The organism is Sphingomonas changnyeongensis, assembly GCF_009913435.1.
Classification (GTDB): Bacteria; Pseudomonadota; Alphaproteobacteria; order Sphingomonadales; family Sphingomonadaceae; genus Sphingomonas_B; species Sphingomonas_B changnyeongensis.
Map to the genome: position 1 here is coordinate 184163 of NZ_CP047895.1, position 22054 is coordinate 206216.

The window sequence follows — 22054 nt, forward strand, 5'->3', positions numbered from 1 at the left end:
GCGGCCCGGAACATGCAGCAAAACGGAAAGCTGGGGCGGTGCGGCGATCATGGCCCCGCGCACAGCCCCCTGCCCCCCCTTACCGCCCTTGCGCGCGGGCATTCCCGGCCTAGGATCGCGCCGGCGGACAGCCGCGGGGGAACAGGGGGATGATGCGGGCATTGAGCTTCATGGGGGCGGTGGCGCTTGCCGCGCTGGCAGTTCCGGCGGCGGCGGAAACCTTCCGCGTGACGATCCCCGCCGATGCGCCGCAGGCGCGCTATGACGGGCGGCTGATCCTGATCCTATCGCCGCGCGACACGCCCGAACCGCGCTTCCAGGTCGCGCCCGGCCATGATGCGCCGCAGGTGATCGGCATGAACGTCAGCGGCGTCGCGCGCGGCGGCACCGTCACCATGACGGCGGATCTGCCCGGCTATCCGGCGCGCACGCTGGCGGGCGTGCCGGCCGGCGACTATCATGTGCAGGCGGTGCTGCACGTCTATGACCGGTTCAGGCGGGGCGACGGGCGCACGGTGCTGCTGCCCGCCGCGCGCGGGGCCGGGCAGAACTGGCGCGAGGAACCGGGCAACATCATCAGCGCGCCGCAGCGCATCCGCTTCGATCCCGCCCGCCCCGGCCAGATCGACATCGCGCTCAGCCGCGTGCTGCCGCCGGTCGCGCCGCCCAAAGACACGACCTTCATCCGCCATTTCAAATTCAAGAGCCCCAGCCTCACCCGCTTCTGGGGACGCGACACCTATATCACCGGCCATGTGCTGGTGCCGCGCGATTTCGACCTGCATCCCGAAGCGCGCTTTCCGCTTGCCATCTTCCACGGCCATTTCCCGGCCGATTTCGGCGGCTTCCGCACCACCCCGCCCGATGCCGACGCCCCCTGCGTGCCCAATGCCCGATTCGGCGAGCCCTGCTACAACCGGATCGAGCAGCAGGAAGCCTATGATTTCTACAGGAAATGGATCTCACCCGATTTCCCGCGCATGCTGATTGTCGAGATCGACCATTCCAACCCGTTCTACGACGACAGCTATGCGGTGAACTCGGCCAATCTCGGCCCCTATGGCGATGCGATCACCCATGAGTTCCTGCCCGCGCTCGAGGCGAAGTTTCGCGGCATCGGCCAGGGCTGGGCGCGGTTTCTCTATGGCGGATCGACCGGCGGCTGGTCGGCGATGGCGGCGCAGATCTTCTATCCGCGCGCCTATAATGGCGCGTTCATCGGCTGCCCGGACCCGGTCGATTTCCGCCATTACATGGTCACCAACATCTATGAGGAGCGCAACGCCTATTGGCGCGAGGGGCCGTTCGGCCGTGTCGCCAAGCCGGCGAAGCGCAATTATCTCGGCCAGGTCGATTACATGGCCGAGGATGAAAACCGGCTGGAATATGTGCTGGGCGACAAGACCCGTTCGGGCGGGCAGTGGGACATCTGGGAAGCGGTGTTCTCGCCGATGGGCGCGGACGGCTATCCGCGCCCGCTGGTCGACAAGCTGAGCGGCTCGATCGATCCCGAAGTCGCCCGCCACTGGCGCGACAATTACGACCTGACCCACATCCTCGCGCGCGACTGGGCAAAGCTGGCCCCGGACCTTGCCGGCAAGCTTCACGTCTATGTCGGCGACATGGACAATTATTATCTTAACAACGCGGTGTACACGCTCGAACAGGTGCTGACCCGCGCCGATCCGCCCTATCGCGGCGAGGTGCTGTACGGCGACCGTGCCGAACATTGCTGGAATGGCGACGCGAAGCTGCCCAACGCGGTGTCGCGGCTGCGCTACAACAGCATGTATGTCGACAAGATCCTCGAGCGCATCCGCCAGACCGCGCCGCCGGGCGCGGACCTGACCAGCTGGCGCTATCGCTGAGGCGCCGCCCGGCTGGAAACCGGAGATGACAAACCGGGCAGCGCGCGTTAAGGCGCGCGCCGCATGACCCGGCTGCGCGCCCTGATCCTTGGCCACAAGGCCGTGGCGATCGCGATGATCGCGGTCGCGCTGGCCGTGAAGGCGCTGATCCCGGCGGGCTTCATGCCGTCGCGCGCCGGCCAGGCGTTCATGATCGAACTGTGCTGGGACGGGGCGAACGATCCCGGCCCGGTGCGGATCGCCCTGCCGATGAAGGGCGATGCCGGCGATCCGGCGGTTCAGGCCGACATGAAGGCCAAATCGGGCTGCCTGTTCACAGGACTTGCCATGGCCGCGACCGCCGGGGTCGATGCCCTGCTGCTGGCCATCGCCATTGCCTATGTGATGGCGCTCGGCCTGCGCCCCGTCGCGCCGGTGCTCCGCCGCCACGGGCCGGGCCTGCGCCCGCCGCTGCGCGGCCCGCCGCTTACCGTCTGAACCCCACCCGCCAACGGCCGGTTCCCGCGCGCTGAAGCGCGCGCCCGGCCGTGCCGCGCGCCACACGCCGCGACCGTCTGCGCCCCGCATGGGCCGGTCGCGGGCCCTGCGCGCCCGTTCAGACCGTGATTGCCAGGATTTTCGTTGATGACCCGCACCAAGTTTGTTGCCGCCGCGCTTGCCGGCACCGCCCTGCTGCCCGCCGCCCCCGCTTTCGCCCAGGGCATCGGCCAGCGCCAGGACGTGATCGTCGTGACCGCCGCCCGCATCGGCACACCCACCGCCCCCTCGGCCGATCAGGCGCGCCGCGCGCTCGAACGCGTGCCGGGCGCGATCGGCTTTGTCGAGGATGAGGTGTTCGCCGATGATTTCGCGCAGAGCATCGGCGACACGCTGGTCCTCACCCCCGGCGTGTTCGCCGATACCAGCGCCCAGCGCGAAAGCCGGCTGTCGATCCGCGGATCGGGGCTGAACTCCGGCTTTGAACGGCGCGGCCTGACCGTGCTGCGCGACGGGGTGCCGATCAGCCGGGCAAGCGGCAGCACCGAGTTTCAGGAGGTCGATCCCCTCACCATCCGCTATCTGGAGGTGTTCAAGGGCGCCAATGGCCTGCGCTATGGCGCGGCGTCGCTGGGCGGTGCGGTCAACATCGTCAGCCCGACCGGGCGGACCGCGCGCGCGCCGCTCACCATGCGGCTCGAAGGCGGCAGCTTCGAGACGCTGCGCGGCAATGTGTCGGCAGCGGGAACCGAGGGCGATGCCGATTATTTCGTCGGCCTGACCGGGCTCACCACCAATGGCTACCGCGTCCACAGCGACGTCCGCAGCCTTTATGGTCATGCCAATGTCGGCTGGCGGGCGAGCGACGCGGTCGAGACCCGTTTCTACCTGACCGCGCTGCGCGACCGGTTCGAACTGGCGGGGTCGCTGCGGCTGGCCGATGCGCTCGCCAATCCGCGCGCGGCGGGGCGGCCGGTGCAGATCGGCCCGTTCTTCCCCGGCGGGCCGGTGCGCGTGCTCGATCCCGGCCCGGTCGCCGATGACTGGGACCGCAACCTGTCGGTGCTGCGCCTGTCGAACCTGACGGCGATCGATCTGGGCGCCACCAAGCTGGAGCTGGGCGGCTGGGCGGCGCGGCGCGTGCTCGATCATGCGATCACCCGGCTGGCGGGCATCATCGACCAGAAGGAAACCGAAATCGGCGTCTCGGCGCGGCTGGGCGGCACGTTCAGCCTGGCGGGCGGGCTCGACAGCCGCTGGAGCGTCGGCGGCTGGCTGGCCAGCGCCGACAATGCGGCGCGCACCTGGGCCAATGACAGCGGCCGGCGCGGCGCGCTGCGCAACCAGTCGGATCAGGATTCATCGCTGCTGGTCGGCTTTGCCGAACTGGATCTGGCGCTGCTGCGCGGGCTGAACCTGATCGCCGGCGGGCAATATGCGCGCGCGGTGCGGGACGTGACGGCTGAGCTGAATGCGGTCAGCGGCCGGGGCGTCTATGACCAGTTCAACCCGCGCATCGGCCTGATCGCCGATCTGGGCGGCGGCGCGCAGCTGTTCGGCAATATCAGCCGCAGCTTTGAACCGCCGAGCCTGGCCGACCTGACGGCGGGCGGGGCATTTCCGTTCGCCCCCCTTGCGCCGCAGCGCGCGACGACGTTCGAGATCGGCAGCCGCGGCCAGCGCGGCGTGATCGCGTGGGACGTGGCGCTCTACCGCGCCGAGGTCGAGAACGAGTTTCTCGACACCGCGATCAACAACGGAGCGTCGTCGGTCACGACCAATGGCAGCCGCACCGTCCATCAGGGGCTGGAAGCCGGGATCGACCTGTTCGTCGCGCGCGACTGGCTGGCGGCGCGCGGCCAGTCGCTGCGGCTGAGCACCGCCTATACGCTCAACGATTTCCGCTTCGTCGACGATCCGGTCTATGGCCGCAACCAGCTGGCCGGCGTGCCGCGCCATGTGGTGGTGAGCGAAATCCGCTTCGACGCGCGCGACCGTTTCTATGTGTCGGCCAATATCCGCTGGATCATCGATTCGCCCTGGACCGACTATGCCAATACCGAGCGTGCGCCCGGTTACGAGCTGGTCGGGCTGACCGCCGGGGTCGATATCGCGCCCCGGCTGCGGCTGTTCGGATCGGTCGAGAATCTGTTCGACGTCGTCCACATCTCGAACGTCGCCACCGTCGCCAACCAGCAGCGCGAGCGCGCCGCCGCCTATACGCCGGGCCAGGGCCGGGCGTTTTTCGGCGGCGTGACCGCGCGCTTCTGATCCGGGAGATAAGGGCCATGGCGCTCAAGCACAGGATCGCCCGGTTCGCGGCGTCCAACCATCGCTGGCTCGCGCGGGCGGGCGCGGCCAGCCTGTTGATCTGGGGGCTGTCGGCCCTTGCCCATATCGCGATGGTGCTGGGCGGCCCGCAACAGGCGGTGTTCATGCCGCCGCGCGCGCCGCTCGACCTGGCCGGCGCGCGGCCGGTGGCGGCGACCCTCGCCGCCGCCGGCATCGACCGGGCAGCGGTGGTGCGCACGGTGGCGGGACCGTCGGGGACGCTGTGGCAGGTGACGACCGCGCCGGCCGCACCCCGGCGCTATTTCGATCCCCGCACCGGCGCGGAGCTTCGCGGCCATGACCGCGCGCAGGCAATCTTCATCGCGCGGCACTTCCTTGGCGAACGCCGCCCGGTTGCGGACATCGCCCTGCAGAACGGCTTTGACGGCGACTATCCGTGGGTGAACCGGCTGCTGCCGGTGTGGCGCATCCGCTTTGCCGGCGACGACCGGCTGACCGCCTATGTCCATACCGAAACGTCGAGCCTGGCGGCGGTCAACAACCGCACCAAGACGGCGCTGCAGGCGGTGTTCCGGCTGCTCCACAACTGGGACTGGGTGCCGCCGGGCCTGTCGGTGGTGCGGGTGGCCGTGATCACGGTGCTGGTCGGCGGGCTCGTCGTGCTGGCGGTGACCGGCATGGCGATGCTGGCGACCGTCCGGCGCGGCAAACGGCCGCCGGGCGCGCGCGGCTGGCACCGGCAAATGGCCTGGCTGCTGGCGCTGCCGCTGTTCCTGTTCGCGGCGAGCGGCATCTGGCATCTGCTGACCGGGGCGATCGCCCCGCCGGCCAGCCAGATGCGCCTCGCCCCGCCCGTGCAACTGGCCGGCAGCCGCTTTCCGGTCGAGGCAGAGTGGCGCGCGCTGACCGCGGGCCGCACGGTCGATCATGTCTCGCTGGTCGAAGGGCCGGGCGGACGGGCGCTCTACCGGCTCGGCCTCGCGCGCGACGCAAGCGCACAGAGCGGGGGCGAGCATGACCATGGCGGTCACGCCAGGGCCGAGGCCACACCCGCCCTGCCGCGCACCGCCGCCGAAATCCGCGCCGCGCGCTTTGACGGCGTGCAGCCGACCGGCCCGGCGCTCTACATCGACGCTGCGTCAGGCAAGCCCTGGGCGGATGGCGACCGGGCGCTGGCGCGGATGATCGCCGGGCGGTTCAGCGGCGCGCCCGACAGCGCGATTACGGGCATGAGGCTGATCACCCGTTTCGGGCCGGATTATGATTTCCGCAACAAGCGCCTGCCGGTGTGGCGGGTCGATTATGGCGCGCCCGTCCATGCGACGCTGTTCATCGACACCGCGACCGGTGCGCTCGCCGACCGGGTGGCCGACTGGCAAAAGCCCGAACGGCTGGCGTTCAGCCTTGCGCACAAATGGAACTTCCTGTTCCCGCTCGGCCGCACGGCGATGAATGTGATCGTCGGGCTGGTCGTCCTGCTGCTGATCGCGGGGCTGGCGGTGCCGGGGCTGATCCTCGACCGCAAGGCGCGGGCAGCGGCACGGAACCGGGCGGCCGCCGGGCGGCGATGACCGCCCCCGCTCAGGACGCGGGCGGGCAGTCGAGCAGGATCTGGCGTGCCGCCTTGTCGAAGGTGATCGACCGGCACGCCGCCAGCACCGGGCGGCCGATTTCCAGCGTGTAGATCGGCCGCATCCCGCCCTGCTGCCTGCCGGTCACGACGATTTCGGCGGGATCATCATCCGGGCGCGGCGGTTCGGGCAGGGCATCCCCCGCGCCCATCGCGTCGCGCCGGTCGCGCACCCGGACCGCGATTTCGGTGAGCCGGAACGGCCCGATCTCCAGCGGGCGGGCCAGCACGACGCGGCGGACCGGCCGGGTGACGCCCAGCAGAATCTCCTCGTCCCAGACCTCATCGGTCACCGTGCCGCCCAGTTCGGCAAGCAGCGCCGCCCCCGTCGCGGCCGAGGCGAGCGGCAGGCGATAGTCATGCTCGACCCCGAAGGACAGGCCAAAGCCCCAGCGCCCGTCCGGATTACCCTCCGCGCTGCCGCGCTCGACCGGTGTGTAGCCGGCGGTGTCGATGGCCCCGGCGAGCGGGAACGCATGGGCCTGACCGCCGCCCCCGCCCAGTTCGACCGCGATCCGGGCCTGCGGAAAGGCGAACGGCCCGATCGTGCCGTCATGCGGGCCATCCAGCCCGTCGAACCAGATCACCCGCCCCTTGGCCGTGCGCCCGCCGACCGCATAGCCGACCGGCCGGTTGCGACCGTCCATGATGCGGGTGCGGCCGATCTTCAGCGACACCTTGCCCATCAGCCCCGCCGGCTTCAGCCCCAGCCGGGCGACCGTTGCGGCATTGAGGTTGATGCGGTCGATCGAGCCGGTGCGCAGGCCGAGCGCGACTGGCCGGTCCTCCACCAGCGCGGCCACCGGCTGGTCGGGCCGCACGACGATCATGTCCGGGCCGGGGGCCGCCATCAGCAGCACGGCGATCACGGCAACCAGCATCGTTCGTCTCCCGCATCAAAACGGGCGCAACGCTCGCATGACCGTCGGGGCCGGACAAGCGGCATGCAAAGCTTTGCATCGCCCCTCATTTCCCACCGCCGCCCGGAGGATCGCGGAAAAATCGTCTAAAATGGATGCATCATCCGGCGCGACCGCGCGCCGGCCCAAGGCCGCACCCCGGCGATCCGGGCGCGACGCAACAAGGAAGTGATGTTGGGCATGAACAGTCTTTCCCTGCAAGGCATCCGGCTGGTGGGCGTGCAGGTGCTGGCCGCGCTGTGCGCCGGGCTGGCGGTGGCCACGCTCGGCTCGGCCCTGTTCGTGGGCGGGTCGAAGCTGGTCGGCGCGCTGCTGGCGGTGGCGCTCGCCGTCCATCCGGTGATGGCGGCGCTGGGCGGAAAGACCGACGATCAGACGCGGCTGGCGCTGGGGCTGAGCGTGCCCGTCTACCCGGCGCTGCTGCTGTTCGTGTTCGAAGGCTATGCCTGGCAGACCGATCTGCACATGCTGTTCTTCGCCGTGCTCGCGACGGTCACCATCCTGTGCGACTGGCGCGCGATCATCGGCGCGACGCTGGTGGTTGCGGTTCACCACCTGATCCTCGGCATGGCGGCGCCGGATTGGGTGTTCACCGGCGGCAGCAACATTGCCCGCGTGCTGCTGCATGCGGTGATCCTGCTGATCGAAACCGGGGTGCTGGTGTGGACGAGCGCCCGGCTGGTCGAGATGTTCGACAAGATCAACCAGGAGAATGCGCTGCGCGAACAGGCGGAAAAATCCGCCGCCGCCCAGCGCGAGCGCGAGGCGGAAACGCAGCGCACGATCCTTGTCGAACTGGGCACCAGCCTTGCCTCGCTGCGCGACGGCGACCTGACCCGCGCGATCGCGCAGGCATTCCCCGAGGGCTATGCGCAGCTGCGCACCGATTTCAACGATGCGCTGGCAAGCCTGCATCAGCTGGTCACCGCCCTGTCGGAAAGCATCACCGCGATCCGCGGCGAATCCGCCGAGATCAGCAAGGCGTCGGAAAGCCTTGCCCGCCGCACCGAAGCCAATGCCGCCAGCCTTGAGGAAACCTCCGCCGCCATCGCGCAGATGGACCAGCGGCTGAAGGCGACCGCCGACGCCGCCGGCCGCACGGTCGAACGCGCCGACCAGACGCTGGCAACCGTGGGCGATGGCCGCTCGGTCGCCGACGAGGCGGTGCAGGCAATGACCCGCGTGTCGGACAGCGCCAAGGGCATCGACAGCGTCATCGAAGGTCTCGACAAGATCGCCTTCCAGACCCGCGTTCTGGCGATGAACGCGGCGGTCGAGGCGGGCCGCGCGGGCGAGGCGGGACGCGGCTTTGCCGTCGTCGCCGACCTTGTTTCCGCCCTTGCGATGCGCGCCGAGGAAGAGGCGAAGCGCGCGCGCGACCAGCTGTCCGTCACCCAGGCCGAAATCGGCACCGCCGTCCATGCGGTCGAGCGGGTCGATGGCGCGCTCCAGAACATTTCGACCGATGTGTCGACGGTGTTCAACCTGCTTGGCGAGATCGCGGCCGACAACCGCTCCCAGGCCTCGGCGATCACCGAGATCAACACCGCCATCCTCGCCATGGATCAGGCGACCCAGCAAAATGCCGCGATGGTCGAGGAAACCTCTGCCGCCGCGCGCAACCTAACCGCCGAGGTCGAGGCGCTGGCCGGCCAGGCGGCGGCGTTCAATACCGGCGGCGGCCGGCCCGGCACTCAGGCGAGCGCGCCCCGGCCGTCGGCGAGCATGGCGACCCCCGCCCCCGGCCGGCACGTGCGCCCGCTGCGCCCCGGCCGCTGCCCGCCGCGGCGGTGCCGGCGCTGCGCCGCCCCGACAGTGGCGGTGACGACTGGGCAAGCTTCTGATCCGGCAGGGCCGCCGGGGGATCGCGGCGCGCGCCGCCTGATCCCGCCCTTGGCCAGAGCGGTGTCCGGGTCGCCGGGCGGTTCAGCCCGGCTCGAAAATGCCCTAAGGGCGGGCGATGCCCATCGCCCGTTTCCCCCGTCGCCCGGTCCTGACCGCATTGCTGTCGCTGACCCTCGGCCTGTCGGGGGCGGCCTGCGCCCCGGCCGCGCCCGCCGCACCGGCGGACACGCCGTCGATCCGCATCGCCAGCTGGAACCTTGAACATCTGGCGGCCGCCGACGGGGCCGGGTGCCGCCCGCGCGGCCCGGCAGATTATGCGCTGCTCAGGCGGCACGCCGATGCGCTTGATGCCGATGTGATCGCATTTCAGGAGGTGGAAAACGCCGCCGCCGCCGCGCGCGTGTTCGATCCCGCGCGCTACCGGATCGTCATGTCGGCGCGGCCCGATCGCGGCCAGGGCGGCGAATGCCGCGACCGGCCGGGGGCCTCTATCCGCCGCCAGGATGTCGGCTTTGCGATCCGCCGCACGCTTCCCATCACCCGCCACCGCGACCTGCGGGCAATTGGCGTCGGCAATCCCGAACTGCGCTGGGGCGTCGATGTGACGATCGGCGGGGCGCGGCCGGTCCGGCTGCTCGCCGTGCATCTGAAATCGGGCTGTGCGGCCGGGCGCGATCCCGAGGATGATGACTGCCCGGTGCTGTTCGCCCAGGGCCGGTCGCTCGAACGCTGGATCGACGCCCGCGCGGCAGCTGGAGAGGATTTCGCCGTGCTCGGCGACTGGAACCGGCGGCTGGCCGATCCGGGCGACGGGTTCCGCGCGCTGGTCGATGACGGCCGCCCGGCGGGCGCGGCGCTGACGCTGGCCGCAGGCGACGCCGAGGCCCGCTGCGTCGCCCGCTATCGCCGCTTCATCGACCATATCGCGACCGGCACGCGCGCGACCGCGCGGGTGGTGAAGGGCTCGTTCGCCGAATATCTGTATGACGGGGACGAGACGACCCACCCGTCCGATCATTGCCCGGTGTCGGTGCGCATCGCGCACTGATCCGCCCGCCGTCTCTGGAACGACATAGTCGCCCGCTATCAGGCGGCGTGCAGCCCGGCCCGGTCCCCGATCTTTGCCCGTCCCCCGGCGCGCCCGCGCTGGTCGAGGATCCAGCGACGCTGGCCCGCGATCCGGCCCCGGCGGCACGCTTTGTCGCCGCACTCGGGCGCGCGGGATGCACCGGTTTTGCCGGCAATGTCACCGCCCGGCCGATGCTGCTGCGCGCGGGCGGGCGCGGCTGGCCCGTGATGGTCGATGGCGCGGACGGGCGGCGCGCCGGGCCCGCCTATGTCACCAATCTGCGCAGCGCCTATGCGCGCTATCCGCTGGGGGAGCTGGGGCTGCTGCCGTCACCGGCGGCAAGGCTGGCGGCGCGCGGGATGCTCGGCCTCGTTGATCTGCTCCTCCGCGTCGCGCGGGTCGAGGCCGCCGTGCATCTGGACCATTGGCTGACGGCGACCAGCCTGCATGACGGCTGGGACGGAACGGACCTGCCCGCGCTCCGCGCGCTGCTCGCTGCGCGTTTTCCCGATCATCTGATCGTGCTGCGCTCGCTCGACCGCTGGTCGTCACCCGCGCTGCTGGCGGCGGCCAGCGCCGATGGCTGGCTGCTGATGCCGGCACGGCAGATCTGGGTGACCGAGGATCCCGCCCGCGACTGGCGGCCGCGCAACAACAGCGCCAATGACCGGCGCGCGGTCAAGGCATCGGGGCTGCGGATCGAGGATGCGGACACGCTGGACGATGCCGATGCGCAGCGGATCGCGGCGCTTTACGCGATGCTCTATCTGGAACGCCATTCGCCGCTCAATCCCGCCTTCACCCCGGCATTTTTCCGGATGATGGGCGATATCGGCATGGCGCGTTACCGGCTGGCACGGGCCGCCGATGGACGGATCATGGCAGCAACGGGCATGATCGCGCGCGCCGGGGTGATGACGCCGTTCATGGCCGGATATGATACCGGCGCGCCGCGTTCGGCCGCGCTCTACCGGATCGCAAGCTGGATGTATGCCGACTGGGCGTGCCGGCACGGGCTGGCGATCAACGGATCGGCGGGCGCGGGCGCGTTCAAGCGGCTGCGCGGCGCGCGCGGCGAGATCGAATATCTGGCCGTCCATGCCGGCCATCTGGGGCCGGTGCGCCGGGCGCTGCTCACCGGCTTTGCCCGCGCGCTCGACCGGATGCTCACGCCCGCGCTCGCCCGCCATGGCTGGTAGCGGGCGGCGCAGGCGGTTCGCGCTCAGCCCCGCTCCAGCGCCGCCAGCATCGCCGATGCGCCGCGTTCGGCATCGTCGCTGCCGGTCTGGAAGATGCGGAACAGCTCGCGGCCATTGCCCTCGGCCGGCAACGGCGCTGCGGCGGGCGCGCGGTCGAGCGCGGCCGGGTCCAGCACCTCGATCGTGCCCTGAACCGCATCCAGCCGCACCATGTCGCCATCGGCGAGCCGCGCAACCGGCCCGCCATGCAGCGCTTCCGGATAGAGGTGGATCGCCGCCGGCACCTTGCCGCTTGCCCCCGACATGCGCCCGTCGGTGACCAGCGCGACGCGGTGGCCGCGGTCCTGCAGCACGCTCAGCGCCGGGGTCAGCTTGTGCAGTTCGGGCATCCCGTTCGCCGCCGGCCCCTGGAAGCGCACGACGACCACCACATCGCGGTCGAGTTCGCCGGCGCGGAACGCCGTCAGCACGTCATTCTGGTCATCAAACACCCGCGCCGGGGCCTCGATGATCCAGCGGTCCGGCTCGACCGCGCTCGTCTTGATGACCGCGCGGCCGAGATTGCCGGCCAACAGCCTCAGCCCGCCGGTCGGCTGGAACGGATCGCCAACCGGGCGCAGCATCGACGGATCGCGGCTTTCGGCGGGGGGCGCGATCCAGGCCAGATCCTCGCCGTCCAGCACCGGTTCGTGACGATAGGCGGCCATGCCGCCCGGCGCCACGGTCATGATGTCGCCGTGCAGCAGCCCGGCATCCAGCAGCTCGCGGATCACGAACGGCATGCCGCCCGCCGCCGCGAAATCATTCACATCGCCCGAACCATTGGGATAGATGCGCGTCATCAGCGGCACCGCCGCCGACAGGCGCGACAGATCTTCCCAGTCGATCACGATGCCCGCCGCGCGCGCGATCGCCGGCAGGTGGATCGCATGGTTGGTCGATCCGCCGGTCGCCATCAGCCCGACAGCGGCATTGACGATCGCCTTTTCATCGATGCACCGGCCAAGCGGCCGGTAATCGTCGCCGGACCAGCCGATTTCGGTCAACCGGTGGACGGCGGCGCGCGTCAGCTGCTGGCGCAGCCTGGTGCCGGGATGGACAAAGGCGGCATTGGGCACGTGCAGGCCCATCACCTCCATCATCATCTGGTTGGAGTTGGCGGTGCCGTAAAAGGTGCAGGTCCCGGGCGAATGATAGCTTGCCGCCTCGGCCGCGAGCAGCTCCTCGCGCGTCGCCTTGCCCTCGGCATAAAGCTGGCGGACCCGCGCCTTTTCCTTGTTGGGAATGCCCGACGGCATCTGGCCGCCCGGCACCAGGATCATCGGCAGATGCCCGAACCGCAGCGCGCCGATCAGCAGCCCCGGCACGATCTTGTCGCAGATGCCGAGCAGCAGCGCGCCTTCGAACATCGCATGGGTGAGCGCGACCGCCGTGCCCATCGCGATGGCGTCGCGGCTGAACAGCGACAGCTCCATGCCGGTCTGGCCCTGGGTCACGCCGTCGCACATCGCCGGCACCCCGCCCGCCACCTGCGCGGTCGCGCCGCGTTCGCGGGCGAAGATCTTGATCTGCTCGGGGTAGCGGCCATAGGGCTGATGCGCCGACAGCATGTCGTTATAGGCGGTGACGATGCCGATGTTCATCGCGCGCCCGGCACGGATGCTGGCCTTGTCCTCCTCAGCCGCGGCAAAGCCGTGCGCGAGGTTCCCGCAACTCAGCGAGCCGCGATTGGTGCCCGCGTCGCGCTGGCGATCGACCAGATCCAGATAGGCCTGACGGGTCTGCCGGCTGCGCGCGACGATGCGCGCGGTGACGGCGGCGATTTCGGGATGCAGTTCAGTCATGCCAGCTGGCTCCGTCGCGTTCGATCAGGGCAATGGCCGCCGACGGCCCCAGGTACCGGCGGTATAGGGCCGGGCCTCCTGGCCGGTCGCGGCCCAGGCGCCGTGGATGGAATCGATCCACGCCCATGCCGCCTCCACCTCGTCACGGCGCACGAACAGCGTCGGATCGCCCTCGACCAGATCGAGCAGCAGCCGTTCATAGGCGATGCGGCGGCGCTGCCCGGCGGCCTCGGTCGACAGCGACACATCGAGCGCAACCTCGCGCAGCGCGACGCCGTCGCGGTCCAGCCCGGGCTGCTTCGCCATCACCTGCAGCTGGATATTCTCCTGCGGCTGGATGCGGATGATCATGCGGTTGGCATTGAGCCCCGGCCCGCGCCGGGCGAAGATCGAATGCGGAACCGGGCGGAACTGGATCAGGATTTCCGAATGGCGCTGCGGCATGCGCTTGCCGGTGCGCAGGTAGAAGGGCACCCCTGCCCAGCGCCAATTGTCGATATGCGCCTTCAATGCCACGAACGTCTCGGTGTTGGACGCCGCGCCCAGTTCCTCGGCATAGCCGTTGACCGGCTGGCCGCCGACCGCGCCCGCGCCATATTGGCCGCGCACGCTCAGCTGGCCGACCGTTTCGGGCGTCATGTGGCGCAGCGAGCGCAGCACCTTGACCTTTTCATCGCGCACGGCCGCCGGGGCCATCGAGGCCGGCGGTTCCATGGCAACCAGCGCCAGCAGCTGCAGCAGATGGTTCTGCACCATGTCCTTGAGCGCGCCGACGCCGTCATAATAGGACACCCGCCCTTCCAGCCCGACCGTCTCGGCGACGGTGATCTGGACATGTTCGATCGCGGTCGCATTCCACAGCGGCTCGAACAGCATGTTGCCGAACCTGAGGACGAGCAGGTTCTGCACCGTTTCCTTGCCGAGATAATGGTCGACGCGGAACACCCGCCGCTCGGGGAACACGGCATTGACCGCGTCATTCACCTGCTGCGACGACTGAAGATCGTGGCCGATCGGCTTTTCCATCGCGATGCGGACATGTTCGCCGGCCAGCCCCGCATCGGCCAGACCGCGCGCCATCGGCGCGAACAGCGCCGGCGGCGTCGACAGATAGACCGACACGCCCCGGTCCAGCCGGTCGCCGACCAGCGCGCGCAGCCGCGCGAACTGCGCCGGATCGCCCGACACCGCACAATAGCTCACCCGGTCGAGAAACGCCGTCGCGGCATCGGCATCGAACCGGTCGGCGGGCAGGAACCGGGCCAGGTCGATGCTCGCCCGGAACGCCGCATCGTCCATTTCGCCCCGCCCGGAGGCGATGATGCGCATGTCGGCAGGCAACAGACCGTCGCGGAACAGATTGTAGAGCGAGGGAAACAGCATCCGGTGCGCAAGATCGCCGGTTGCCCCGAAAAGAATGAGCGTTTGATGAGGGTCTGCCATGCGCGCTCCAAACTGTGGCTGCCGCCCTAGCGTCATCGGCGGCCGAGTGCTCTTATCGGGCATTCGTATTCACCGCCATTGGCGATTGCGCCTGTCCATGCGAAAGACGCCGCAATTTCCGTCGATAAGCGGCGGAACGGCAGGCGGGGAGCGGGACGGGCATGGAGATTGTCGCGGTCGATCTGGGCGGAACCCATGCGCGGTTCGCGGTCGCGACGCTGGATGGCCGCCGGGTCGCGCAGCTTGGCCCGGAAACCGTGATCCGCGCCGCCGAGCATGTCAGCCTGGCGAGCGCCTGGACCGCCTTTGCCGCCGCGCATGGCCGGCCGCTGCCGCGCGCGGCGGCAATCGCGGTCGCAGCCCCCGCCGATGGCGACACGATCAAGATGACCAACAATCCCTGGGTCATCCGCCCGGCTGAACTGCCTGAAAAACTCGGCATCGACGCGCTGGCGATGGTCAATGATTTCGAGGCCGTCGCCCAGTCGGTCGCAGCGCTCGCCCCCGCACAGCTGGTGCCGCTGTGCGGGCCGGACGGGCCGCTGCCCGCAGACGGCGTGGTCACCGTGCTCGGCCCCGGCACCGGGCTGGGCGTCGCGATGCTGGTGCGGAGCGCGGGCGGCGACCGCGCGGTCGCGACCGAGGGCGGGCATATGGATTTCGCCCCTCTGGACGCGATCGACGACCAGATCCTCGCGCTGCTGCGCCAGCGCCACCGGCGCGTGTCGGTGGAGCGGGTGGTGGCCGGCCCCGCTTTGCCCGACATTTATCAGGCGCTGGCCATGATCGAGCAGCGCCCGGTCGCGCCGGTTGACGACCGGACGCTGTGGACCCGCGCGCTGGAGGGCAGCGACGATCTGGCGGTGGCGGCGCTGGAGCGGTTCTGCATGAGCCTGGGGGCCGTGGCCGGCGATCTCGCGCTCGCGCAGGGTGCCGGCGCGGTGGTGGTGGCGGGCGGGCTGGGCCTCAGGCTCGCCGCGCATCTGCCGCGTTCGGGCTTTCGCGACCGCTTCGTCGCCAAGGGCCGGTTCGAAGCGCGCATGGCCGCCCTGCCGGTCAGGATCGTCACCCATCCCCAGCCCGGCCTGCTGGGGGCGGCAGCCGCCTTTGCCGCCCGCCTGAACGCCTGAAAAACCCCGCACCGGGCCACGTCCACAGCCGTGCGAAACGGGGGGTCGCCAGCCCCGCCGATCCGGGTTAGGTTCGGATAGAAAACTGATCGCGCGGCAGCAAAAGCCCAGCCCAAATGCCGGCCAGCAAGGCCGGGCGCGGCGACACAGGAGGCGGAGCGATGGGCGTGGAACCGGATATGGCGGTCGTGACGGGCGATGACGGCATCGAACGGGTCGATGTGCTGGTCGTCGGCGCGGGCATTTCGGGCATCGGCGCGGGCTGGCACCTCCAGACCATGTGCCCGGACAAATCCTATCTGATCCTTGAAGGGCGCGACGATCTGGGCGGGACATGGGATCTGTTCCGCTATCCCGGCATCCGTTCGGATTCCGACATGCACACGCTCGGCTATTCGTTCCGGCCTTGGAAACAGGCCAAGGCGATTGCCGACGGGCCGTCGATCAAGGCCTATCTGCGCGACACTGCGCGCGACCATGGCATCGACCGGCACATCCGTTACGGCCACAAGGTGGTGAGCGCCGACTGGTCATCGGCCAGCGCGACCTGGACGGTCACGGTCGAGATCGGGGCGGAACGGGTGCGCCGGCGCTTTGCCTGCCGCTTCCTGTTCATGTGCTCGGGCTATTACCGCTATGACGCCGGCTATACGCCCGATTTTGCGGGGCGGGAGGATTTTGCCGGGCGCATCGTCCATCCCCAGCACTGGCCCGAGGATCTGGATTATGCCGGCAAGCGGGTGATCGTGATCGGCAGCGGCGCGACCGCGGTGACATTGGTGCCCGAAATGGCGCGCACCGCCGGCCATGTGACGATGCTGCAGCGCTCGCCCACCTATATGGTCACCCGCCCGGCCGAGGACCGGGTGGCCAATGCGCTGCGCGCGGTGCTGCCGGCGCGGCTCGCTTATGCGATCACGCGCTGGAAGAATGTGCTGTTCGGGCTTTATTTCTACAACAAGACGCGGCGCGATCCGCAGGCGGTCAACAAATGGGTGCTCGACCGGGTGCGCGCAGAGCTGCCGCCCGGCTATGATGTCGAGACGCATTTCACGCCGCATTACAATGTCTGGGACCAGCGGCTGTGCCTGGTGCCCGACAGCGACCTGTTCGCCGCGATCCGCGCCGGCACCGCTTCGGTCGAGACCGGACGCATCGACCGGTTCACGAAGCAGGGCATCCGGCTGGAGGACGGGCGCGAGCTTGCCGCCGACATCATCGTCACGGCAACCGGGCTCAACATGCAGCTGCTGGCCGGCGTCACCTTTACCGTCGACGGCAGCCCGCGCGACATTGCGCAGACGGTCAGCTACAAGGCGATGATGTACAGCGGGATCCCCAATCTCGCCTCGTCCTTCGGCTATACCAACGCGTCCTGGACGCTGAAGTCGGACCTGACCTGCGCCTATGTCTGCCGGCTGCTCAACCATATGGACCGCACGGGGACGCAGATTGCGACGCCGGTGCTGGATGATCCCGAGGTCGAGGCGATGCCCTGGCTCGATTTCAGCTCGGGCTATGTGCAGCGGGCGATCGCGCATCTGCCGCGCCAGGGGTCCAAACGGCCGTGGCGGGTCCACCAGAATTACGCGCTGGACCTGATGGACCTGAGGTTCGGCAAGGTCGATGACGGGGCGATGACCTTCACCCGCAAGGGCGAAAAGCTGCCGGCGGCGACCCGGCAGCTCGAACCGGCGGAATAAGCGCCCGTCAGCGGCACTGCGCGTCGCGGCCGCGCTCGATCGAGCGCCCCGCAAGCGCACCGGCCCCGCCGCCCAGGATCGTGCCGACGGCGCTGCGCCGCCCGCCATCGATCGCGCGGCCAAGCAGCGCGCCCGCCACCCCGCCGATGATCGTGCCGGTGGTCCCGTCCGACCGGCGGCAGTGCACCTCGCCATTCGGCCCGGCCCAGGTCGGCCCGTCATAAGCGGCGCTGCGCGCGCGGTTGCGGTCGAACCGCGCGCGCGCCTGATCATAGGCCAGCCGTTCGCGCTCCAGCGCGTCGCGCTCGCGCTCGAACCGGGCCTGGGCATCGTCCCAGCGCCGCTGCGCCTCGTCCATCTCGGCATAATCGTCGGTCGCCCAGCGGCTGTCGGCCTGAACCGGCTGCGCGGCGGCAGCGGCGTGAGCGGGGGCGGCGGCCAAAGGGGCCAGCAACGCCAGCGCCGCGGCCATGCGGGTGATCCTCATCCTGCCTGTTCCTCCTCATGCGGATGCGAAGACCGGCAGCATAAGCGGGGATCGCTGAACGTCCGGCAACAGGCGCGGCTTAGTGGCTGCGCGGCGTCAGGGGCCGGTGATGCCGCCGCCCGCGACACTGAAATGGCCGGTGCCGGGGGGCGCGTCGGCGAACAGCGCCTGCTCGGTCCCGGTCATCCACACCTGCCCGCCCGCCGCCGCCAGCCGCGCGAACAGCGCCGCGCGGCGGCGCGGATCGAGATGCGCCGCCACCTCGTCGAGCAGCAGCACCGGCCGCCGCCCGGCGCGCACGGCGACCAGATCGGCATGGGCAAGCACCAGCGCCAGCAGCAGCGCCTTCTGCTCGCCGGTCGAACAGCGCGCCGCCGGCTGTGCCTTCAGCGCATGGACGACATCCAGATCCTGGCGGTGCGGGCCTTCGGTCGCGCGCCCGGCGGCGGCATCGCGCGCCCGGCCCCGCGCCAGCGCCGTGCGGAACAGCGCGGGATCGTCCGGGGGCATCCAGCCGCCAAGCGCCACTGCGGCGCGCGGCAGCGGATCATCGGCCGCCCCCGGCGCGGCCAGCTGGTCTGCCAGCGCCGCCACCGTGCGCGCCCGCGCCGTGGCGAGCGCATGGCCGGCCTCTGCCATCTGCGTCTCGATGCCGGCCAGCCAGGCGGGATCGACAGGACCATCGCCCGCCAGCAGCCGGTTGCGCTCCCGCATCGCGGCTTCATAGCGGCTGGCATGGACGGCATGGCCCGGCTCGAGCGCCAGCACCAGCCGGTCGAGAAAGCGGCGGCGACCGCTTGCCGCATCGACGAACAGCCGGTCCATCGCCGGGGTGATCCACAGCACCGCCAGCCATTCGGCAAGTGCGGCGGCGGCGGCCGATGCGCCGTTGATCCTGACCAGCCGGCGTTCGGGCGCGGATGCGGCGGTGCCGGTGCCCAGCCGCACCTCGACCCCGTCCGGCGCGGCAAGGCTGGCCGACACCGCAAAGCCGCCCGCGCCGCCGCTGCGCGCCATGTGCCCAAGCGGTGCACCGCGCAGCCCGCGCCCCGGTGCCAGCATCGACACCGCTTCGAGGATGTTGGTCTTGCCCGCGCCATTGTCGCCGGTCAGCACGACAAGCCCCGGCCCCGGCACCATCGCGGCGGCACCGTAAGAGCGGAAATCGGTCAGTTCGAGCCGGGTGAGCATCGCCCGTCCCTTACGGGCTTTGCCGGCGCGCGGGAACCGGGCGGGCGGGGGCGAGCCCGCCGCCCCGTCAGACGCGCATCGGCATCAGGACGTAAAGCGCCTCGGACCGGTCATGCTCGCGGATCAGCGTCGGCGCGGCGGCATCGGCCAGATGCACCTCGACCATGTCGCCGTCGATCTGGTGGAGAATGTCCATCAGATAGCGGGCGTTGAAGCCGATCTCGAACGGCTGGGCCGAATAGTCGCCGGGCACTTCCTCGGCTGCGGTGCCGTTTTCCGGGCTGGTCACCGACAGGATCACCCGGTCGCGTTCCAGCGCCATCTTGACCGCGCGGGTCTTGTCGCTGGCGATGGTCGACACGCGGTCGACCCCGTCCATGAAGCTTTTGGGATCAAGCTTCAGCATCTTGTCATTGCCGGTCGGGATGACGCGCGAATAATCGGGGAAGGTGCCGTCGATCAGCTTCGACGTCAGCACCGCGCCGCCCAGATCGAAACGGATCTTGGTTGCCGACAGCGACACGCCGACATGGCCGTCGACCTCGTCGATCAGCTTGCGCAGCTCGGCGACGCATTTGCGCGGCACGATCACATCGGGCATGCCCTCGGCCCCCGCCGGACGCTCGACCGTCACCCGCGCCAGCCGGTGGCCGTCGGTGGCCGCAGCCTTCAAAACCGGCACCGGATCGTCGGCGACATGCAGGAAAATGCCGTTCAGATAATAGCGCGTCTCTTCGGTCGAGATCGCAAACCGGGTCTTGTCGATGATCTGGCGCAGCGCGGCAGCCGGCAGCTCGAACCGGGTCGGCAGCTCGCCTTCGGCAATGATCGGGAAATCGTCGCGCGGCAGCGTCGACAGGTTGAAGCGCGCGCGCCCGGCATGGATCGCCATCTTGCCCTCGGCCGCCGACAGTTCGACCTGCGCGCCCTCGGGCAGCTTGCGGACGATGTCGAACAGCGTGTGCGCGGGCACCGTGGTCGCCCCGCCCTGGTCGACCGCCGCCTCGATCGTCTCGACGATCTGCAGATCAAGATCGGTCGCCATCAGCCTGAGCCCGCCCGCCCCGGCCTCGATCAGCACGTTGGACAGGATCGGAATCGTGTTGCGGCGCTCGACCACCGATTGAACATGGGCGAGGCCCCGCAAGAGCGTCGCACGTTCGATCGTCGCTTTCATGAACCCGTCCCTTGGCCCTGCCGGCCCCACTTGATCGACCCAGACGCGCCGCCGCCCGAGGGGCACCGGCGCATCGCGCTTCATGAACAGAAAAAGGGGCCGGAGCAAGCGCTCCGACCCCGGTTTTCCACAGTCCGGTCATGCCGGACCATGCGTTTCAGCTGAACGCCGCCCTCAGAAGCGGACGCCGAGGCCAGCGAGCACCTGATGGCGCTCGTCCCAGCCTTCATAATCGGAATAGCGGTATTCGGCCTTGGCATAGAGGTTGGAGCCAAGCTTCTGCTCGACGCCTACGCCCACGCGCACGCCGTCCCTATTGTCGGTGCGGCGGAAATTCGCCACCGGGAATGCTGGCTCAGTGTAATCTAGGGCGACCCGGGCATTGGTATAGCCGGCCTTGACGTAGAGGAGCGTCGACGCGGCGACGGCGACGCCGGCCCGGCCACCAACATACAGGTCGCGGCGCGCGCTGGCGCACATGCGGTCGGTCGTGCTGATGAAGCCGGCTTCGCAGCCATCGATGTTGCTGTCGGCATATTCAGCCTCAAGACCAAGGATCACACGGCCGACCCTGAAATCATAACCGGCACCGATGCCATAGGCGAGGCCGTCCTGGCCAACGCTGGCTTCCAGCACCGTAAGGGGACCGATCGTCGCCCGTGTGCGAGGACCGATCAGCCGGTCGTAACCGACCAGAGCTTCGACGCGCGGGCCGACAAAGGCGGCGCGTTCCTGCGCCATGGCCGGGGTCGCCGTGATAATGGCAACGGCAACGGCGGTGAGAAACTTCTTCATGATCAAACTCCACTCATGTCATCGCCGCAGCCCGGCCTCAATGCGCGCCGCCGCCTGAGAGGAACCGACGCAGCGCGCTGCGTGAACACAAAAAGGGGCCGGAGCAAGCGCTCCGACCCCGGTTTTCCACAGTCCGGTCATGCCGGACCATGCGTTTCGGCTGAACGCCGCCCTCAGAAGCGGACGCCGAGGCCAGCGAGCACCTGATGGCGCTCGAACCCGCCTTCATAGTTGGAATAGCGGTATTCGGCCTTGGCATAGAGGTTGGAGCCGAGCTTCTGCTCGACACCCGCGCCGACGCGCACACCGTCCAGATTGTCGCTGAGGCTGAAATTCGCCGCCGGCGTCACCGGGTTGGTGTAGTCGAGACCGACCCGGGCATTGGTATAGCCGGCCTTGGCATAGAGCAGCGTCGACGGGGCGACGGCGACACCGGCCCGGCCGCCGACATAAAGGTCGCGGCGCGCGCTGGCGCAGATGCGGTCGGTCGCGATGATGAAGCCGGCTTCGCAGCCATCGGTGTTGCTGTCGGCATATTCGGCCTCGAAGCCCAGGATCGCACGGCCGACCTTGAAGTCATAACCGGCACCGATGCCATAGGCCAGGCCGTCACGGCCGCCGCCGGCGCCCTGCAGACGGTCATAGCCGACCAGACCTTCGACGCGCGGGCCGACAAAGGCGGCGCTGTCCTGCGCCATGGCCGGGGTCGCCGTGGCAGCAGCAAAGGCAAGGGCGGTGAGAAACTTCTTCATGATCAAACTCCACTCATGTCATCGCCGCGGCCGGACTGTCGGGGGAGCGATCCGGCGCCGCGGCCCGGCCTCAATGCGCGGCCCCGCCTGAACGGCGCACAACGGCAGATGAACGTCACATTACAATCACAGAGCGTGGCATTTCTGCAACATGCCGGGTCATGCCCGCCCCGCTTGCCGTCCCGCCGCGCGCGGGATAGGATTGCGCCCAAGCACCGGCGGGTTTGTCCCG

The 22054-nt window shown here is 69.8% G+C and carries 16 protein-coding genes and 1 pseudogene; 9 read left to right on the forward strand and 8 right to left on the reverse strand.

The genetic code is table 11. The annotated features are described in order from the left end of the window. Nucleotides 1-149: 149 nt before the first annotated feature. The 4 genes from GVO57_RS00950 (at nucleotide 150) to GVO57_RS00965 (ending at nucleotide 6208) form a co-directional block, all read left to right on the forward strand. A complete protein-coding gene (locus tag GVO57_RS00950; RefSeq protein WP_160591090.1) occupies nucleotides 150-1868 on the forward strand; it encodes a hypothetical protein in 1719 nt (572 codons plus the stop codon). 63 nt (nucleotides 1869-1931) lie between these two features. After that, nucleotides 1932-2345 carry a hypothetical protein gene (locus tag GVO57_RS00955; protein WP_160591092.1) on the forward strand — a complete coding sequence of 138 codons (414 nt, stop codon included), beginning with the start codon at nucleotides 1932-1934 and terminating at the stop codon, nucleotides 2343-2345. A 147-nt stretch (nucleotides 2346-2492) separates the two neighbouring features. After that, a complete protein-coding gene (locus GVO57_RS00960; RefSeq protein ID WP_160591094.1) occupies nucleotides 2493-4616 on the forward strand; it encodes a TonB-dependent receptor family protein in 2124 nt (707 codons plus the stop codon). Between the two features lie 17 nt (nucleotides 4617-4633). Then, the gene (locus tag GVO57_RS00965; protein ID WP_160591096.1) at nucleotides 4634-6208 is read left to right on the forward strand and encodes a hypothetical protein; all 1575 of its coding nucleotides are present in this window, start codon (nucleotides 4634-4636) and stop codon (nucleotides 6206-6208) included. Nucleotides 6209-6218: 10 nt separating this feature from the next. On the opposite strand, the gene GVO57_RS00970 is transcribed toward GVO57_RS00965, so the two are convergent. Beyond that, a complete protein-coding gene (locus tag GVO57_RS00970) occupies nucleotides 6219-7148 on the reverse strand; it encodes a hypothetical protein (RefSeq protein WP_160591098.1) in 930 nt (309 codons plus the stop codon). A gap of 219 nt (nucleotides 7149-7367) precedes the next feature. Here GVO57_RS00970 and GVO57_RS00975 point away from each other — a divergent pair, with 219 nt between their 5' ends. From GVO57_RS00975 to GVO57_RS00985, 3 genes are read left to right on the forward strand one after another with little or no spacing between them, the layout of a single operon-like run. Further along, nucleotides 7368-9293, forward strand: coding sequence for a methyl-accepting chemotaxis protein (locus GVO57_RS00975; protein ID WP_201752666.1), 1926 nt, complete (start codon nucleotides 7368-7370; stop codon nucleotides 9291-9293). Then, nucleotides 9190-10080, forward strand: a complete 891-nt coding sequence (locus GVO57_RS00980; protein WP_201752758.1) for an endonuclease/exonuclease/phosphatase family protein — start codon at nucleotides 9190-9192, stop codon at nucleotides 10078-10080. The genes GVO57_RS00975 and GVO57_RS00980 overlap by 104 nt, the downstream gene beginning before the upstream one ends. A gap of 47 nt (nucleotides 10081-10127) precedes the next feature. Then, complete coding sequence (locus GVO57_RS00985) at nucleotides 10128-11300, forward strand: GNAT family N-acetyltransferase (RefSeq protein WP_160591102.1); 1173 nt, start codon at nucleotides 10128-10130, stop codon at nucleotides 11298-11300. A gap of 23 nt (nucleotides 11301-11323) precedes the next feature. Here the strand turns inward: GVO57_RS00985 and edd are convergent, their stop codons facing one another. Together edd and zwf are read right to left on the reverse strand one after the other, a co-directional pair. Beyond that, nucleotides 11324-13144, reverse strand: coding sequence for a phosphogluconate dehydratase (gene edd, locus GVO57_RS00990; protein WP_160591104.1), 1821 nt, complete (start codon nucleotides 13142-13144; stop codon nucleotides 11324-11326). Beyond that, nucleotides 13137-14587 (reverse strand): annotated as a pseudogene (gene zwf / locus GVO57_RS00995) (glucose-6-phosphate dehydrogenase). The gene edd and the pseudogene zwf overlap by 8 nt, the downstream one beginning before the upstream one ends. A 161-nt stretch (nucleotides 14588-14748) precedes the next feature. Here zwf and GVO57_RS01000 point away from each other — a divergent pair. Continuing rightward, nucleotides 14749-15717 (forward strand): glucokinase, encoded by a 969-nt coding sequence (locus GVO57_RS01000; protein WP_160591106.1) that lies wholly within the window; start codon nucleotides 14749-14751, stop codon nucleotides 15715-15717. Nucleotides 15718-15878: 161 nt separating this feature from the next. After that, complete coding sequence (locus GVO57_RS01005) at nucleotides 15879-17420, forward strand: flavin-containing monooxygenase (RefSeq protein WP_160591108.1); 1542 nt, start codon at nucleotides 15879-15881, stop codon at nucleotides 17418-17420. 7 nt (nucleotides 17421-17427) lie between these two features. Here GVO57_RS01005 and GVO57_RS01010 read toward each other — a convergent pair whose 3' ends face one another. From GVO57_RS01010 to GVO57_RS01030, 5 genes are all read right to left on the reverse strand, one after another. After that, a complete protein-coding gene (locus GVO57_RS01010) occupies nucleotides 17428-17907 on the reverse strand; it encodes a glycine zipper 2TM domain-containing protein (RefSeq protein ID WP_233281418.1) in 480 nt (159 codons plus the stop codon). 96 nt (nucleotides 17908-18003) lie between these two features. Further along, nucleotides 18004-19098 carry a DNA replication/repair protein RecF gene (recF, locus tag GVO57_RS01015; protein WP_160591110.1) on the reverse strand — a complete coding sequence of 365 codons (1095 nt, stop codon included), beginning with the start codon at nucleotides 19096-19098 and terminating at the stop codon, nucleotides 18004-18006. A gap of 67 nt (nucleotides 19099-19165) precedes the next feature. After that, on the reverse strand, nucleotides 19166-20275 hold the full coding sequence (gene dnaN, locus GVO57_RS01020) for a DNA polymerase III subunit beta (RefSeq protein ID WP_160591112.1): 1110 nt from the start codon (nucleotides 20273-20275) through the stop codon (nucleotides 19166-19168). Nucleotides 20276-20449: 174 nt separating this feature from the next. Beyond that, entirely contained in the window at nucleotides 20450-21070 is a 621-nt protein-coding gene (locus tag GVO57_RS01025; RefSeq protein ID WP_160591114.1) for a porin family protein, read from the reverse strand. A 173-nt stretch (nucleotides 21071-21243) separates the two neighbouring features. Continuing rightward, on the reverse strand, nucleotides 21244-21822 hold the full coding sequence (locus GVO57_RS01030; protein ID WP_160591116.1) for an outer membrane protein: 579 nt from the start codon (nucleotides 21820-21822) through the stop codon (nucleotides 21244-21246). Nucleotides 21823-22054 lie beyond the last annotated feature (232 nt).